The organism is Paraburkholderia jirisanensis (genome assembly GCF_054782355.1).
Map to the genome: position 1 here is coordinate 1,058,408 of NZ_BAAGSQ010000033.1, position 12,746 is coordinate 1,071,153.

The window sequence follows — 12,746 nt, forward strand, 5'->3', positions numbered from 1 at the left end:
ACAGGCGCGATGTGCACCGCATAAATGACTTTTTGGAATATGCATTGCCGTCGGAGTGGGATAGCGCGTGCCGCGCCGCGCGCGGTGCGCCTAGTTCGACGGATGCTTCAATACGGCTAGCGCGCGCGTAGTCGACTTCGCCTCGTCCACCAGCCACGCTACGAACAACTCGATGCTCGCGCGCCGCGTGGCCGATACCGCGTGGTACGCCACACCACAATCGTTCAACACCGGAAACGGCGCGATGAGGCGGCCGCTCTGCAGTTCCGGCAGTGCCAGCATCGGCGCGCTGACCACCACGCCCATCTCGTCGACCGCGGCTTCCAGCGCGGTCATCGCATGCGCGAAATGATGGCCGTTGGCTTCGTCCGGCGTGGCGATCTGCGCAAATTGCGCCCACATTTGCCAGTACGACTTGCCGCCATGCACGAGGCCGCGATCGTCGTACAGCAAGGGCAGCGACAACAATTGCGCAGGCTCGCCAACATTGATGCGCGCCGCCAGTGCGGGCGCGAGCAGCGGCGTCAGCGTCAGCGGCAAGATCGGCGTGACGTCCAGATGCTCGTATTGCCCGTTGCCCAGCACCACCACCATGTCCAGTTCGGCAATCCACTGGCGCGAGTCGTTTGCCTCCATCGCCTGCTGCGTCCACGAGCGGCCGAAGCCATGCATGCGCGACACGATCTGCACGTCGATATCCGCGTGCTGCATCAGAAAGCGGTGCAGGCGCGGCATCAGCCAGCGATTCGCAAACGACGGCGGACAATCGATCGTCAAGGTTTCCTTATCCTTGAAGCGGCCGAGCAGTTCGATCGATTCGCGCATCATCTGGAAGCTGTCGCGCAGTTTCGGCAGGCACGCGCGCCCGGCGCGCGTCAGCACCAGCCCCTTCTTCGTGCGCTCGAACAGCAGCACGCCGAGGTGCGCTTCGAGCACGTTGACCTGAAAACCCACCGCAGCCGGCGTGACGTGCAGTTCCGCAGCGGCCTTGGTGAAACTCAGGTGCCGGGCGGCTGACTCGAATGCCTTCAGCGCGTTCAGAGGGGGCAGCGGCGTGGGCATGGTCTCCCTTGGACTGGTTGCGGCCGCCGCCGTGCATGACGGGTACGTTGCGGGCACGGGGCGGGTTTGTTGCGGGCACAGAGCGGGTTTGTTGCGGGCACGTTGCTCAAGAAAAACTAGTCGACCGCACAAGGATTTCTGATGTGACGGCAGCGTGGCAGCGGACTAAACTGGCTTGCCTTGAGTGCGCGCCCTGTGACGCAAGATCGGGCGCAGCCGCGATTTTCACATAAAAGCGCCCCGCCTCAAACGCCGGCGCGCCGCGCGCGAACGGTCCGACGTACCGATAAAAACAATCGACTGGAGACTTCGATGATCCATGCCCACCGGTGTCCGGAAGGGCTTCTTTGGCTGCGAGCGCCGGTAAAGGCGCGGCAGACTGCCTGAACGAAGGCTTCGCCTTCCCATCCATTTAAGCCAGTTTGACGGGTTTGACATGCGTGCAGCGAGCGCACGGTCGCTGACCGCGCCCGCCGCCTGACGACGCGCATACGCGGTGCAACACCAGGCATCGACGTTCCAGCTTCATCGACACAGGAGGAGCAACCAGCATGAGTGACCGACGCAGGTTTCTGAAGGACGCGCTTGTCACCGGCACAGCGGCCGTGCTCGCGAAGCCGGGTGCCAGCGCGGCGCAATCCGCCGCCCCCGAACACAAGCCTGCGGTCGCGAGGCCGTCGGCCGCGCTGGCCGCTGCCGAAACGCAGACGCCGTCGCTCGACGAAGCGCCCGCCACCGACGCAGCGCACATCGGCAACCCCGGCTCCGACTTCATGGTCGACCTGCTGAAGGTGGCCGGCATCGACTATGTGGCGGTGATGCCGGGTTCGTCGTTTCGCGGTATTCACGAATCGATCGTCAACTACGCCGGCAACGTGCATCCACAGATGATCGTCTGCACGCACGAAGAGGCCGCTGCCGCGATTGCACACGGCTATGCGAAGGTCGCGGGCAAACCGATGGCCTGCCTCGTGCACAGCACGGTCGGCCTGCAGCACGCGTCGATGGCGATTTTCAACGCGTGGTGCGACCGCGTGCCGATGATGGTGCTGGCAGGCAACATCGCCGACGCTGCCAAACGCCGGCCCGGCGTCGAGTGGTATCACACCGCGCTCGATCTGGGCGCGCTGGTGCGCGACTATACGAAGTGGGACGACAATCCGGTATCGCTGCAGCACTACGCCGAGTCGTTCATGCGGGCTTACACGATGTCGGTCACGCCGCCGATGGAGCCGGTGCTGATCGTCGCCGATGCCGAGTTGCAGGAACAGCCGATCGCCGAGCCGCACGATATCGTCGTGCCGCCGTTGCGCGAAGTCTCGCCGCCGGTGGCAAGCCCGGAGGCGCTGGCCGCGGCGGCCGCGCTGATCTGCAATGCGCAGGCGCCGGTGATCGTCGCGGATCGCGCGGTACGTTCGCAAGCTGCGATGGACACGCTTGTCAAACTTGCAGAGTCGCTCAATGCGCCGGTCGTCGATCTGCTCGGGCGCATGAACTTTCCGACTAACCACTATCTGAACCACACGTCGCTGCAGGCAAAATTGCTGGCGCAAGCGGACGTAATCGTCGCGCTCGAAGTGGGCGACGTGTGGGCCTTGACGGGCAATGTGCCCGACACGATTCATCGCCCTTCGCAGCGGCGCGCGAAAAGCGACGTCAAGGTAATCAGCATCTCCACGGCCTACCTGTACGGCAAATCGAACATGCAGGACGCCGAGCGTTATTTCGCGCCGACCCTGCCGATTGCCGCAGATGCCGAAGCATCGCTGCCTGGTTTGCTGCATGCGGTGCAACACGCGCAGACGCCGGCGCAGCGCAATGCCGCTGCCGCACGCGCGCAGCCGATGCGTGAAGCGTTCGACAAGATGCGTCATGCCGCGCGCGAAGCCGCGACGCGCGCGTGGGACGGCAGCCCGGTCAGCACCGCACGCCTTTCACAGGAAGTGTGGAACGTAATTCGCCACGAAGACTGGGGGCTGGTTTCGCAGACCAACTTTGTCAGCTACTGGCCGCAGCGGCTGTGGGACATCACGAAGACGTATCAGTTCATCGGCGGCCAGGGCGGCTACGGCGTCGGCTACGGTGCGCCTGCCGCGGTGGGTGCCGCGCTCGCGCATCGCGACGCCGGCCGCATTGCGGTCAACATCCAGACCGATGGCGATCTGATGGTGCTGCCGGGCGTGCTGTGGACCGCAGTCCATCACAAGCTGCCATTGTTGACAGTGATGCACAACAACCGCGCGTGGCATCAGGAGAGCATGCATATCCAGCGCATGGCAAGCCGCCGCGACCGGCATCCGGAAAACGGCACGGTCGGCACGGTGCTGAACGATCCGCCGATCGACTATGCAGCGATGGCAAAAAGCATGGGCATGTGGGCGGAAGGACCGATATCGAATCCTGCCGATCTCGGCCCCGCGCTGGTGCGTGCGATGGCGCAGGTAAAAAGCGGCAAGCCGGCCTTGATCGACGTGCTGACTCAGCCCAGGTAACGAAGTTACAACGGAACTGTCGATGAAATCTTATTCTGGTTCTTCAATGGTCCGGATCGCGGTGGCCGCTGCGGCAACGATCGTTGCCTGTGGATGGCCGATGCTGTCGCACGCGGATGGCAACGTAGCTACCGATGCGGGTGCCGACGTCGAGGCGGGCCGTGCGCTCTTTATGCAAAAGGGTTGCTACGAATGTCATGGGATATTCGGGCAAGGCAGCATGACGACGGGCCCTGCGCTTGCGCCGCATCCGATCCCGCTCGAAGCGATGCAGGCATACGTGCACAACCCGAAAGGCCAGATGCCGGTGTTCAGCGAGAAGATCCTGCAGAATGACGACATCGCGCGGATTCACGCTTATCTCGCTTCGATTCCGCCTGGACCGCCGCTCGACAGCATCGCGTTGTTGAACGACGGTAAGGCGTCGGGTAAGACAGGCGCAGGCGCGAGCTCCACTACGCAGGCAGCGGCAGGCGTTGCGGTGCATGGCGCATCGGTCTACAAGGCGAATTGCGCTGCGTGCCACGGGCAAAACGGTGAAGGCGGTGTCGGTCCGACGTTGATCGGCATCTCTGGACGGTATCAGACCGCCGATATCGAAGCGCGCATTCGCGAGCCGCGCGGCATCATGCCGCGGCTCTATCCAAATCCGTTGAATGCGAAGGATGTGCAGGATGTCGCGCGTTATGTGGCGTCGTTGAAGTAACGGGCGCGAGGACGCGAAATAGCAGACCAGGTTGCAAGCGGCCAAGGGCGGTGGAGACTGAGTGCCGCACCGCCCGGCCGCGACATTTACCGCTTGTTGCCACCGCTTGTTGCAGCGCTTGTCGCCACGACTTAATGCCCGAAATACACCGGCTTCGTGCCGGTCGCGCCCCCGGTATGCGCCGGCTGCATCGGCATATCCGGCGAGCCCGAAGCCGATGAGCCCGGCATCACGCCGCCGTACCCGCCGCCTTCCGCCTCCCGGACCTGCTCCGTACCGATGCGGGCTTCAGCCGCCTGCGCCTCGCGCGGATAGGAGGTCTGGTCGCCCACCGAGTTGTTGTAACCCGCCCGTTCCACCTGCAGTTGATCCTGCTTCACCTGCGCGCGGCTCAGCGAATCGTTCGATTGCATATCCGACTGCGCGAAAGCGACGAGCGGAGTCGCAACGAGTGCCGCCACTGCGGCCATCTGTTTGATCGTCTTCATCATCGTTCTCCCATGAGTTGAGTGCTACGTGGTGACCCGTTGCACGCGGTGTGCCAGCGCTCGCGCGCTTGCCGACGCTTACAGCCTTGTTGCGCAGAATTTGCCGATGCACCAGCGGCGCGCATCGATGCGTGTGGCATGCGATGCGGCTCCTTGCCTGCGGACCGTGCGACCGTCGCCACGCATAGCGCACCAGCCGCACAAGTCGCACATGCCGCGTGCGGGTGAATTTGCCCGTACCCGTCTTGCGACCTACTATCGAAGACGGACCCGGCTGGCGCGCCCGGCACCAGGTGGTCTGACGATTCACGGCCGATTCGCTGAAGCGGGTCGCGGCCGCGTCGGGCGAACTGTTCTTCAACTGGAGCTAACCCGATGCGAAAGATGAGAGCGGTACAGGTAGGCAGCGCAGGCGGCTCACTCGAACTGGTGGAACTCGAGATACCGGCACCCGGCCCGCATCAGGCGCTGGTCAAGGTGCAGGCATGCGGCATCTGCCATAGCGACTCGATGACCAAAGACGGCGAGTGGCCGGGTATCCAGTATCCGCGCGTGCCGGGGCATGAAGTAGCGGGCGTGATCGAAGCCATCGGCCCGGACGTCGAAAGCTGGAAAGCCGGCGACCGTGTGGGCGTCGGCTGGCATGGCGGACATTGCGGGCATTGCGCGAATTGCCGGCGCGGCATCTTCGTGCTGTGCGAGAAGGCCCAGGTGCCGGGTATCAGCTACGACGGCGGATACGCGGAATATATGGTCGCGCCGGTCGAAGCGCTCGCCCGCATGCCGCAGGATCTCGCCGACGTCGACGCCGCGCCGCTGCTTTGCGCCGGCATCACGACCTTCAATGCGCTGCGCAACAGCGGCGCGCGTGCCGGCGACACCGTCGCGATTCTTGGCCTCGGCGGCCTCGGCCACCTCGGCGTGCAATACGCGCGGAAGATGGGCTTTCGCACCGTCGCAATCGCACGCGGTGAGGACAAGGCGCCGCTTGCGAAGGAACTCGGTGCGCATCATTACATCGACAGCCGCAAGGAGAACGTTGCCGATGCACTGAAAGCGCTCGGCGGCGCGAAGATCATCCTCGCCACCGTGACGAACTCCGACGCGATGACGGCTGCGCTAGGCGGCCTGGGGCTCGACGGCACGATGCTGGTGGTGGGGATCGCGCAGGAGCCGATACACGTGTCGGGTGCGCAGTTCATCATGGGACGCGATGCGGTGAGGGGCTGGCCATCCGGCACGTCGGCCGATTCCGAAGACACGCTCGCCTTCAGCGCGCTCTCCGACATCAAGCCGATGATCGAGACTTACCCACTCGAGCGTGCGCCGGAAGCCTATGAACGGATGATCAGCGGCGCCGCGCGCTTCAGGGTTGTGCTGACGATGGGTTAGTCCGTAGCTTTCGCGGTATTTCGCATCGAGGCCGCCATCGCGACATACGCGCGACGGCGGCCTCGCCACTGCGCGCGTGGCTTTAACCGTCCGCCGCGAAACGGCTCGCGTATTCTCTGGGACTCACACCGAAGCGCCGCATAAAGGCCTTTCTCAGCACGTCCACGCTGCGATAGCCGCAGCGGCGCGCAATCTCGTCCATCGAGCGCGCTCCTTGTTCGAGCGCCCGGCACACGGCTTCGAGCCGCACGTCTTCGACGTATTTCGCCGGTGTGGTCTGCAGTTCCCGCTGGAACATGCGGATCAATGTCCTCACGCTGGTGGACAGCCGGCCAGCTAGCAGTTCGACGGTGAGTTCCCTCTGCAGATGCTCGCTGATCCACACGCCCAGCTCGCTCAGGCTCGAGCCCGTCGCACGCTGCGACTGAAGCGCGACGCTGAACTGCGCCTGTCCACCGGGGCGGCGCAGGAACAGCACGAGGTTCCTGGCAATCTCGAGTGCGAGCTCGTCGCCGAGGTCTTCCGCTACCAGCGCGAGCGCAAGATCGATTCCCGCCGATATTCCGGCCGACGTGTACAGCTTGCCGTCTTTCACCCAGATCGGCGCAGGATCGACCGACACTTGCGGATAGCGGTCGGCGAGGCGCTGCGCCATCCGCCAATGCGTGGTTGCGCGGCGGCCGTCGAGCAAGCCTGCCTCGGCAAGCACGAACGCGCCGACACAGATCGAGCAGACCCGGCGCACCGCCGGAAAGCGCTTGCGAAGCCACGCTATCGCGGCCCTGTCGGGCTGATCGAGCGAATTGAAGCCGGTGGTCACGAGCAATGTGTCGATCGGCTTGCTGGAGCGGCGCTCCTGCGCAAGCGTTTTGTGGCCGCTCAGGCCGATACCGGCTTCGCTCGCGAGGTTCACGTCGGAACCCGCGGATACCAGTTCGAGCAGGTACGGCGCCGGATCGCGCAGCTGGTTGGCGCAGGCGAATACTTCCGCGGGGCCGATCACGTCGAGCGCGTCGACCGGCGGCAAGCCGAGAATCACCACCCGTTTGCGCGCCGCGCCTGCGAGCGGGGTGCGTGGCTTCGTGCGTTGAATGGTTGTCATCGGTACCTCGCCGTGCGGATTCGGGTTGCTGGATATTGGCACAAATCATCCGAAAACAGTCATTTTTGCCAACCCGCAACTCGCTACATTCGAACCCATGTCAACTTCCATCTGCCCAGGCCCTATGAATACGCTTGCCGCCATCGGGGGAATCAGCGCTCCCGACTCCGAACTCACTCGCAAAGCCACCGCGCTCGTTACGCGGGTTCATACCAGACCGCTGCTGCACCACGTGCATCGCACGTGGTGGTTCGCCGCGTTTCTCGGCAGGAAACATGGTTTGAAATACGACCGCGAGGCTGTTTATCTCGCGGCACTGATGCATGACCTCGGCCTCACCCGCGAATTCGCCGCCGATCAGCGCTTCGAAGTCGACGGCGCCGATGCCGCCAGCCGCTTTCTGCTGGCGAACGATTACCCGCAAGCGAAAGCCGAACTGGTGTGGGATGCGATCGCCCTTCACTCGTCGGCCGGCATTGCCGAGCGCAAACAGCCGGAGATTGCCTTGATCCATTTCGGCGCGCATGTCGACGTGATGGGGCTGCGACTGGACGAGATCACGCCCGCGCTGGTCGAGGACACGCTCGCCCTCTACCCGCGTCTGGGCATGAAAGCCGCGTTTACCGAAGCGTTGGCCGAGGTGGCGAGGAACAAGCCTCATACCGCGATCGGCACCGGCCTCGCCGATATCGGACGCCGTCATGTCCATGGCTTCGACTGCCCGGACGTCTGCGACCTGATCGACGCCGCGCCGTTCGACAGTTGAAATTCATTATTGCCAGGCCGCGCGTCGAAAACTCCGTCGCGTTGCTTGATGTTGTTTTAGATTCAAACTATCATCTAAAACAACATCAGCGACGGAGTACCGGAAGCCATGAAGAAATCGAAGGTCGAAACTGCCGAAACGCGTCAGCGCATCATCGATGTCGCGGCCCGCGAGTTCCGCCTCAACGGCATCCGCGCAACCGGCCTCAACGATCTGATGTCAGCCGCCGGACTGACGCGCGGCGGGTTTTACCGGCACTTCGAATCTAAAGATCATCTGGTTGCCGAGGCATGCGCGGCCGGCGTCAAATCGATCGTCGGCGTACTGGAAGATGCGGCGAGCGATCGCGACGGCGCCGACGGTTTTCTCGCCATCGTCGAGCGTTATGTGTCGACGGCGCATCGCGACAACAGCGTCGGCGGTTGTCCGCTTGCCGCGATGGGCAGCGAGCTGGCCCGTGCCGACGACACTACGCGCACGGCGGCATCCGACGGCTTGAACAAACTGGTCGACGTAATAGCAAAGCGTCTGATCGATCCACAGTCGGAGGACGATCGTTCGCAAGCGGTTTTCGCACTCGCGGCGATGATCGGCGCCGTCACGATGTCCCGCATCGCGGTGGATCGCGATGCGTCCGCACTCATCTTGCAGCAGGTCAAACAACACCTCGAAGCATTGCCGGCGACCTGAGCGAAAAGGGAAGCCACGGTTTTTTTATCGTCAAATGTGCATACGCACTTCAACCCCGTGCTCACCGCGAGTGCGACTACCTTGAAAACGGAGCATCTCATCATGCAACAACGTAAATTGCTGGTCACCGCCGCCACGGGAAAAACCGGCGTGCACACGGCTCAAAACCTGATCAACGACGGCCACTCGGTGCGCGCCCTCGTCCATCGCGACGACGCGCGCAGCGATACGCTGCGCGCGCTCGGCGCCGAGGTGGTGGTGGGCGATCTGCTGGTGCATGACGATGCGATTCGCGCGACCGAGGGTGTATCGGGCGCCTACCTGTGCTACCCGGTGCGCCCCGGGTTCATCCAGGCAACCGCGTATTTCGCCGACGCCGCGCGCCGCGCGAAGCTCGACGTGGTGGTGAACATGTCGCAGATCTCGGCGCGCGAGAACGCCAAAAGCAATGCGGCGCGCGATCACTGGATCGCCGAGCGCGTGCTCGACTGGTCGGGCGTGCCGACCGTCCATATTCGCCCGACGTTCTTCTCCGAATGGCTGGTGTTCCCGTGGGTGCGCGACCCGATCGTCAACGAAGGAAAGATCACGCTGCCGTACGGCAACGGACGTCATGCGCCGATTTCCGCAGCCGATCAGGCGCGGGTGATCGCCACGCTGCTTGCCAATCCGTCTGGACACGTCGGCAAGATTTATCCGCTGTATGGTTCGGTCGAACTCAGCCAGCAGGAGATTGCCGAAGTGGTCGGCAACGAGCTTGGCCGCAAGATCGTCTATAGCCCGAGCAGCCTTGCGCAGTATCGCGAGCACTTGCAGAAGTACGACCTGCCCGATTTCATCATCCAGCACTTCATCGAAGTGGCCGTCGACTACCAGAACGGTATTTTTGCCGGCACCAACGATGTGATCGAGAAGATCACGGGTAAAGCGCCGCAATCCACCGCAGCATACGTTGCCGCGAATCGTCAGGCATTTAACGTGTAACGCGGCATTGCATGCGGCGTGTCGAGCAGCCCGCCGAGTGCGAGCACGGCAATTCGCATGGCGCGAATGACCCTAAAGTTGGCGTTTGTGACGGTACCAATCGGCAGGTCTGCAGACTAGACTCATTGCGCTGTCACACTCGATTAACCCTTGTACAAGGACCTTTTATGAAAGTCTTCGCGATCGCATCCATCACCCGTCCGCTGTCGCCGGAGGAGCGCCAGCAGATCATGCCGAACGAAGTGCCCGCCACCCTCAAGCACTATCTCGACGGCAAGATCGAGCAGTTCTGGTATCGGCACGATGCGCCCGGCGTGATCTTTCTGATGAACGTCGAATCGGTCGACGAAGCAAAGGCAACGGTCAATGAGTTGCCGCTCGTGGTGAATGGCTTCGCGAAATATGAGTTTATGCAGGTGGGTCCGCTCGCCCCGCTGGGCTTGCTGATCCAAGGGAAATAGCCCGACAGGCAAGCATGGCGGATAGTCTCGGCGCCTGAACTTCTCTCCAGTAACAACGACGCCGGTCCGACCTCTAAAAGATCGGACCGGCGTCGCACGTCGACTTTAGCGTCAACGCCTCATCACACCCATCACCAGCGTCACGAGGAAAATAATCAGGAAGATAAAGAACAGCAGCTTGGCGATGCCGGCGGCGCCCGCCGCGATACCGCCAAAGCCCAGCGCGGCAGCAACAATCGCGATGATGAAAAAAACCAGCGCGTAGTACAGCATGGTGTGACCTCCGTCGTTTCAGATGTGCCGTGCACCCCAATGCACACAGGCGGCGTCCCTGCTGTCGCAAATACCGTTCCTCGTCGCACGCGGCCTCTACCGATCGTGCATGGCCGTGCAAACCCGATAAATCGCTGGATTGAGCGCAACTCTTGTGCTTTTCCTGGTTATTGCGCTTCGCGCAGTCCCGGCATAATGGCGTTGGAGCAATGCAAATAATAGGGTCGTGTTTGCATTGTTGACCATAGCAGTCTGCGCTCGATCGTCTTGCCTGTTTCAGCCCCGCGCCGCGCGCCGGGAGCATTGGGCACCATCGATACGCGAACGCGACGCGTTCGAGTGCTCCAATCCTCCGACTATAGATTTTCCGCGCCGCCCCAACGGCGCGCTCAGGAATTGATTGATGAAACCGGCAAGAAATTCACTCTGGTCACGCTTTGGTCGCTATGCGATCTTCGGTGTGACAGCGGCTGCGCTCGCGGCGACCGTCACGTTTGTCCATTGGCGCTATCAGCAGCGCATCGCGCCGACCCAGCCGGTCGCGCTAACCGGCATCGCGAGCCAGATGCGCCACGACGCATCGGCATGGACGCACCGCGAGAAAGACGCTTCGCAAATGCTGCGCGATATTCGCGATCACGATGTCGCCGCCATCGGCGTAAGCCGCGATGCGATTCTCGTCTCCACGCTGCACGGCGAAAAATATTATGTGACCGACCATAACGGCGCATTTTCGAATTCGCTGCTGCTCGGCGAGCTGAAGCCGGGCGGCACGTCGCCGTATCAGCTGGTCTGGCTGCCCGACGCGAATGTGCAAACCGGCATCGCGCGCTGGAGCGCTTCGTTCGATCACCTGCGCGATGCGTTGAGCCTGCTGCTGCCGGTGCTGATGATCGGCGGCATCCTGTGGTTCATGCGCCGTGAAATGACCGGCGGCGCGCAACTGCTTGCGAGGGCGCCGACGCTGCGCTTTGACGACGTGATCGGCGCAGGCGAAGCCAAGGCGGCGCTGGCGGACGTGCAGGCATGGCTCACCGAGCCCGCACGCTTCAGCAGCCTCGGCGTACGCGCGCCCTGCGGCATTCTGATGACGGGCGGCCCGGGCGTCGGCAAGACACGGCTCGCGCAGGCGCTCGCCGGCGAATGCGGCGCGAACTTCATCGCGATTACCGGCAGCTATTTCAGCGCGAAGTATTACGGCGTCGGCATTCAGAAGGTCAAGCATCTGTTCGAACTGGCGCGCAAGAATGCCCCGACGGTGATCTTCATCGACGAAGCCGATGGCCTGGGCAAGCGCACCGATACCGGCGGCGGTCCGGTGGAGGCGGAGAGCAATCGCATCATCAACCAGCTGCTCGCGGAAATGGATGGCTTTGCATCGAACGAAGGCGTGGTCATCGTGGCGGCGACCAACCATCCGGACAACCTCGACGAAGCGCTGCGGCGGCCTGGCCGCTTCGACCGCACGGTACAGGTGCGGCTGCCGGATCTCGAAGACCGCGCGAAGATCCTGCGCTTCTACGCGGCGAACCTGAAGACGAAAGCCGACGACGTCGATTTCGTGCAGCTCGCGCGTCTGACCACCGGCCTGTCGCCTGCCACGCTGTCGATGATCGTGAATCAGGCTGGGCTGGTGGCACGCAAGGCAGGCGAATATCAGGTGAGCGCCGCGCACTTTATCGAGGCTATCAAGATTGCCCGCATCGGCGACATCAATGGTGCGGAGCGCGCGCTGTCGGACGACGAACGCACGCGCATCGCGATCCACGAGGCGGGCCACGGGCTGGTAGCCGCGCTGCTCAACACCGGCGTGCTCGAAGAAGTGACGATCTTGCCGCGTGGCGGCGCATTGGGTGTCGCGCTGATCACGAAAACGCAGGACAAGTACCTGTATCGCGAAACGGAAATGCGCAACGAGATTCAGGTATTGCTCGGTGGGCGCAATGCCGAGCTGCTGATCTTCGACGAAGCCTCCAGCGGCGCGGCGCAGGATCTGCAGGAAGCGTCGCGCATCAGCCTCGATATGGTGTCGAAGCACGGCTTTAACGTCGACGGCAATCTGTTCAGCCTTGCGGCCTTGCCGCAGCAGTATGCCGGCCTGCAATTGAAGAACGCGATCGAACATGCCAACGTGCTGCTGCACGAGCTGAACGATGCATGCTTTGAGCTGCTGCAGGCCAACGAGCCGGTGCTGCGCGCGATCGCAACGCAGTTGCTGGAAGTGGAGACGGTGCCGGGCGAAACGGTTTATCGCCTGATTCGCGAGCACGCGGCAGCGATGACGGTGACGCAATCCGCGACGGTGACCGAAATCGCCGCGGCGTAGTGAG

The 12,746-nt window shown here is 63.0% G+C and carries 12 protein-coding genes; 8 read left to right on the forward strand and 4 right to left on the reverse strand.

What is annotated here, in order from left to right:
• Nucleotides 1-90 precede the first annotated feature (90 nt).
• On the reverse strand, nucleotides 91-1,062 hold the full coding sequence (locus ACYVNQ_RS36740) for a LysR family transcriptional regulator (RefSeq protein WP_460910529.1): 972 nt from the start codon (nucleotides 1,060-1,062) through the stop codon (nucleotides 91-93).
• A gap of 551 nt (nucleotides 1,063-1,613) precedes the next feature.
• Here ACYVNQ_RS36740 and ACYVNQ_RS36745 point away from each other — a divergent pair.
• Complete coding sequence (locus tag ACYVNQ_RS36745) at nucleotides 1,614-3,554, forward strand: thiamine pyrophosphate-binding protein (protein WP_460910530.1); 1,941 nt, start codon at nucleotides 1,614-1,616, stop codon at nucleotides 3,552-3,554.
• 22 nt (nucleotides 3,555-3,576) lie between these two features.
• Nucleotides 3,577-4,260 carry a c-type cytochrome gene (locus ACYVNQ_RS36750; protein WP_460910531.1) on the forward strand — a complete coding sequence of 228 codons (684 nt, stop codon included), beginning with the start codon at nucleotides 3,577-3,579 and terminating at the stop codon, nucleotides 4,258-4,260.
• Between the two features lie 131 nt (nucleotides 4,261-4,391).
• Here ACYVNQ_RS36750 and ACYVNQ_RS36755 read toward each other — a convergent pair whose 3' ends face one another.
• Nucleotides 4,392-4,748: a DUF4148 domain-containing protein gene (locus ACYVNQ_RS36755; protein ID WP_460910533.1), complete on the reverse strand. Its 357-nt coding sequence runs from the start codon at nucleotides 4,746-4,748 to the stop codon at nucleotides 4,392-4,394.
• Nucleotides 4,749-5,123: 375 nt separating this feature from the next.
• On the opposite strand from ACYVNQ_RS36755, the gene ACYVNQ_RS36760 reads away from it, so the two are divergent.
• Nucleotides 5,124-6,140, forward strand: coding sequence for an alcohol dehydrogenase (locus ACYVNQ_RS36760; protein WP_460910535.1), 1,017 nt, complete (start codon nucleotides 5,124-5,126; stop codon nucleotides 6,138-6,140).
• Nucleotides 6,141-6,222: 82 nt separating this feature from the next.
• Here the strand turns inward: ACYVNQ_RS36760 and ACYVNQ_RS36765 are convergent, their stop codons facing one another.
• Entirely contained in the window at nucleotides 6,223-7,242 is a 1,020-nt protein-coding gene (locus ACYVNQ_RS36765; RefSeq protein WP_460910537.1) for a GlxA family transcriptional regulator, read from the reverse strand.
• Nucleotides 7,243-7,366: 124 nt separating this feature from the next.
• On the opposite strand from ACYVNQ_RS36765, the gene ACYVNQ_RS36770 reads away from it, so the two are divergent.
• From ACYVNQ_RS36770 to ACYVNQ_RS36785, 4 genes are all read left to right on the forward strand, one after another.
• Nucleotides 7,367-8,008 (forward strand): HD domain-containing protein, encoded by a 642-nt coding sequence (locus ACYVNQ_RS36770; RefSeq protein WP_460911256.1) that lies wholly within the window; start codon nucleotides 7,367-7,369, stop codon nucleotides 8,006-8,008.
• A gap of 108 nt (nucleotides 8,009-8,116) precedes the next feature.
• Nucleotides 8,117-8,698 (forward strand): TetR/AcrR family transcriptional regulator, encoded by a 582-nt coding sequence (locus ACYVNQ_RS36775; RefSeq protein ID WP_460910540.1) that lies wholly within the window; start codon nucleotides 8,117-8,119, stop codon nucleotides 8,696-8,698.
• Nucleotides 8,699-8,800: 102 nt separating this feature from the next.
• Complete coding sequence (locus tag ACYVNQ_RS36780) at nucleotides 8,801-9,682, forward strand: NmrA family NAD(P)-binding protein (protein ID WP_460910542.1); 882 nt, start codon at nucleotides 8,801-8,803, stop codon at nucleotides 9,680-9,682.
• Between the two features lie 167 nt (nucleotides 9,683-9,849).
• Nucleotides 9,850-10,143, forward strand: a complete 294-nt coding sequence (locus ACYVNQ_RS36785) for a hypothetical protein (RefSeq protein ID WP_460910544.1) — start codon at nucleotides 9,850-9,852, stop codon at nucleotides 10,141-10,143.
• Nucleotides 10,144-10,254: 111 nt separating this feature from the next.
• On the opposite strand, the gene ACYVNQ_RS36790 is transcribed toward ACYVNQ_RS36785, so the two are convergent.
• Entirely contained in the window at nucleotides 10,255-10,416 is a 162-nt protein-coding gene (locus ACYVNQ_RS36790; RefSeq protein ID WP_460910546.1) for a DUF1328 family protein, read from the reverse strand.
• A gap of 403 nt (nucleotides 10,417-10,819) precedes the next feature.
• Between ACYVNQ_RS36790 and ACYVNQ_RS36795 the strand changes: the two genes are divergently transcribed.
• Nucleotides 10,820-12,742 (forward strand): AAA family ATPase, encoded by a 1,923-nt coding sequence (locus ACYVNQ_RS36795; protein WP_460910548.1) that lies wholly within the window; start codon nucleotides 10,820-10,822, stop codon nucleotides 12,740-12,742.
• The last annotated feature ends 4 nt before the right edge of the window (nucleotides 12,743-12,746 follow it).

Coding starts and splice junctions, on each gene's coding strand:
- ACYVNQ_RS36740 (WP_460910529.1), bottom strand. CDS start 1,062: ATGCCCACGCCGCTGCCCCCTCTGAACGCGCTGAAGGCATTCGAGTCA.
- ACYVNQ_RS36745 (WP_460910530.1), top strand. CDS start 1,614: ATGAGTGACCGACGCAGGTTTCTGAAGGACGCGCTTGTCACCGGCACA.
- ACYVNQ_RS36750 (WP_460910531.1), top strand. CDS start 3,577: ATGAAATCTTATTCTGGTTCTTCAATGGTCCGGATCGCGGTGGCCGCT.
- ACYVNQ_RS36755 (WP_460910533.1), bottom strand. CDS start 4,748: ATGAAGACGATCAAACAGATGGCCGCAGTGGCGGCACTCGTTGCGACT.
- ACYVNQ_RS36760 (WP_460910535.1), top strand. CDS start 5,124: ATGCGAAAGATGAGAGCGGTACAGGTAGGCAGCGCAGGCGGCTCACTC.
- ACYVNQ_RS36765 (WP_460910537.1), bottom strand. CDS start 7,242: ATGACAACCATTCAACGCACGAAGCCACGCACCCCGCTCGCAGGCGCG.
- ACYVNQ_RS36770 (WP_460911256.1), top strand. CDS start 7,367: ATGAATACGCTTGCCGCCATCGGGGGAATCAGCGCTCCCGACTCCGAA.
- ACYVNQ_RS36775 (WP_460910540.1), top strand. CDS start 8,117: ATGAAGAAATCGAAGGTCGAAACTGCCGAAACGCGTCAGCGCATCATC.
- ACYVNQ_RS36780 (WP_460910542.1), top strand. CDS start 8,801: ATGCAACAACGTAAATTGCTGGTCACCGCCGCCACGGGAAAAACCGGC.
- ACYVNQ_RS36785 (WP_460910544.1), top strand. CDS start 9,850: ATGAAAGTCTTCGCGATCGCATCCATCACCCGTCCGCTGTCGCCGGAG.
- ACYVNQ_RS36790 (WP_460910546.1), bottom strand. CDS start 10,416: ATGCTGTACTACGCGCTGGTTTTTTTCATCATCGCGATTGTTGCTGCC.
- ACYVNQ_RS36795 (WP_460910548.1), top strand. CDS start 10,820: ATGAAACCGGCAAGAAATTCACTCTGGTCACGCTTTGGTCGCTATGCG.